At 63.4% G+C, this 2,495-nt stretch carries 3 protein-coding genes; 1 reads left to right on the top strand and 2 read right to left on the bottom strand.

Features of this window, described 5'->3' with window-relative positions; genetic code table 11:
* Both EOA33_RS32065 and EOA33_RS32060 read right to left on the bottom strand, forming a co-directional pair.
* The coding region (locus tag EOA33_RS32065; RefSeq protein ID WP_145989406.1) for an MFS transporter at positions 1-439 on the bottom strand (439 nt) is incomplete at its 3' end.
* 127 nt (positions 440-566) lie between these two features.
* A complete protein-coding gene (locus EOA33_RS32060; protein WP_127407452.1) occupies positions 567-1,388 on the bottom strand; it encodes a UDP-2,3-diacylglucosamine diphosphatase in 822 nt (273 codons plus the stop codon).
* Positions 1,389-1,508: 120 nt separating this feature from the next.
* Between EOA33_RS32060 and EOA33_RS32055 the strand changes: the two genes are divergently transcribed.
* Positions 1,509-2,288 carry an SDR family oxidoreductase gene (locus EOA33_RS32055; RefSeq protein ID WP_127407451.1) on the top strand — a complete coding sequence of 260 codons (780 nt, stop codon included), beginning with the start codon at positions 1,509-1,511 and terminating at the stop codon, positions 2,286-2,288.
* Positions 2,289-2,495: the final 207 nt, after the last annotated feature.

Genomic DNA, 2,495 nt, shown 5'->3' with positions numbered 1-2,495 from the left:
ATTTGCGCATGCTAGTGTAGTTGGAGCCGAAACGGCGCACGCCCGATAGCGCCAGCGAATCGGCGATCGGCGAATGCGGCGTCCAGACGATGGTCAGCGCCAGCGAGACGGCAAGCACGACGGCGTAGCTGGGCGGCAGGAAGTAGCCGGCGGAAAGCACCATCGAGGCCGCGACCAGCGCGATATAGACATGGGCGCGGTCCCTCGCCCGATCGGCAAGCGCAGTCAGCAGCGGCGTCGTCACCACACGCAGGAACATGGGCGCGGCGAGGATCACCGCGATCTGCCCGGCATGGAAACCCTTGGCCTGCAGCCAGAGCGGGAAGTAGGGCAGATGCGTACCGAGCGACACGAAGAGCGTGGCGAAGATCAGGCTCATGCGCAGCTCGAAATGGCGTGGCTTGACGAGTTGTTCAGGCGAGAGCGGCGGCAGGGACATGAATCGATCCAATCACGCCACGGTCGACCGCTCGCGACGTATGTCGATCCCTTAACATGGAGAAAAACCGGGCGAAACCGGCTGGACTAATCGATTAGCGCGAGCTTGCGGCCGCAGGGGCTTGGCGTCACGCCGCCTGCACCGCCCTGCCCTTGATGTTGACGGGAACCAGCACATCCTTGCCGGCCGGAGCCTCGGGCAGGACATGCGCCCAGGTCAGGATTTCCATGCGGCCGTCGAAATGCTCGACCACCGCCGTGCAGCTTTCCACCCAATCGCCGGTGTTGATGTACTGCACGTCGCCATAGTTCTCGATCGCGGCGTGGTGGATGTGGCCGCAGATGACGCCGTCGACATGCGAGCGCCGCGCTTCCTCGCTCAGCACCGTCTGGAACGAGCCAATGAAGTTCACCGCTTTCTTGACCTTGACCTTGGCCCAGGACGAGAACGACCAGTAAGGCAAGCCGAGCAGATGACGCAGCTTTGTAACGACCCTATTGACCATCATCGCCGCGTCATAGGCGTAATCGCCGAGATAGGCGAGCCAGCGCTGATTGTGCACCACCGTGTCGAACTGGTCGCCATGGATGACCAGCAGGCGGCGGCCGTCGGCGGTCTCGTGGATGGCACGGTCGGCGACGACGATGCCGCCGAAATGCACACCCTGGAACTGGCGGGCGAACTCGTCGTGGTTGCCGGCAATGTAGGTGATGCTGGCGCCCTTGCGCGCCTTGCGCAGCAGTTTCTGCACGACATCGTTGTGACTCTGCGGCCAGTGCCAGCTTCGCCTGAGTCGCCAGCCGTCGACGATGTCGCCGACCAGATAGATGATATCGGCGTCGTGGTGCCTGAGGAAATCGATCAGGAAGTCGGCCTTGGCCGCCTTCGACCCCAGGTGGATGTCGGAGATGAACATCGAGCGGAAAGTGCGGGGCTCTGGGCCGGACATAGCTTGTCACCGTTGCTTTCGCAGAGCCTGTGCCACGATTCATGCAACAACCGTATGACGGTTGCGATTGGTCCAGCCGAAGGGCTAGCTTGCCGCGCTCGACAAAAGGAGAAGACCGTCATGGATCTCGGCATTCGCGGAAAGAAGGCCATTATCTGCGCGTCCAGCAAGGGGCTAGGGCGCGGTTGCGCCATTGCGCTGGCCGAGGCGGGCGTCGACCTCGTCGTCAACGGCCGCAATGCGGAGCTCTTGGCAAGGACCGCCGCCGAGATCCGTGAAAAATTCGGGGTCAAGGTGATCGAGATCGCCGGCGACGTGTCGAAGCCAGAGGTGCAGAAGGCGCTGCTTGCGGCCTGTCCCGATCCGGACATCCTGGTCAACAACAATGGCGGCCCGCCGCTGCGCGATTTCCGCACGCTCGACCGTGACAAGATCCTCGAAGGCGTCACCCAGAACATGGTGACGCCGATCGAGCTGATCCAGGCGGTGATCGACGGCATGGCCAAGCGCGGCTTCGGCCGCATCGTCAACATCACCTCGCTGTCGGTTTATGTGCCCATCCCCGGGCTAGACCTCTCGTCGGGCGCGCGCGCCGGCCTGACCTCGTTCCTTGCCGGCGTAGCGCGCACGGTGGTCGACCGCAACGTCACCATCAACAGCCTGCTGCCGGGCAAGCTCGACACCGACCGGCTGCGCGGCCCGCATGAAGCCGGCACGGCCGAGGAGCCGGCGGCAGCGGCGGCGCGAAAAGCCCGCATCAGCGCCGACGTGCCGGCCAAGCGTCTCGGCACGCCCGAGGAATTCGGCCAGATCTGCGCCTTCCTGTGCTCGGTCCATGCCGGCTATCTCACAGGGCAGAACATTCCAGTCGATGGCGGCCTTTACGTCAGCGCGTTCTGACCTGCCGGCAACGCCAGCCGCCCGCCATATCGCAGAGTCCCGACACAAGGGGCTGAAATAACTCGGCTATTTGCGCTTCGCCGATGTGAACGCCGATGGCGTCATTTGGCGTCGCGAACAGTGCGGGCCGCATGCTGGAGCTTTTGATCGTCGCCCCTGTTTTGATGCAATTCCCGACGGAAAACCGTTTCACACTTTTCCTGGAAC

This window comes from Mesorhizobium sp. M4A.F.Ca.ET.050.02.1.1, from assembly GCF_003997725.1.
GTDB lineage: Bacteria > Pseudomonadota > Alphaproteobacteria > Rhizobiales > Rhizobiaceae > Mesorhizobium.
Note: the sequence above shows the minus strand (reverse complement) of the source record. Positions and strands in the feature narration are given on the sequence as shown.

What these genes read in the sequence shown, in the direction of transcription:
- EOA33_RS32055 (WP_127407451.1), top strand. Translation starts at nt 1,509, where the DNA reads ATGGATCTCGGCATTCGCGGAAAGAAGGCCATTATCTGCGCGTCCAGC.
- EOA33_RS32060 (WP_127407452.1), bottom strand. Translation starts at nt 1,388, where the DNA reads ATGTCCGGCCCAGAGCCCCGCACTTTCCGCTCGATGTTCATCTCCGAC.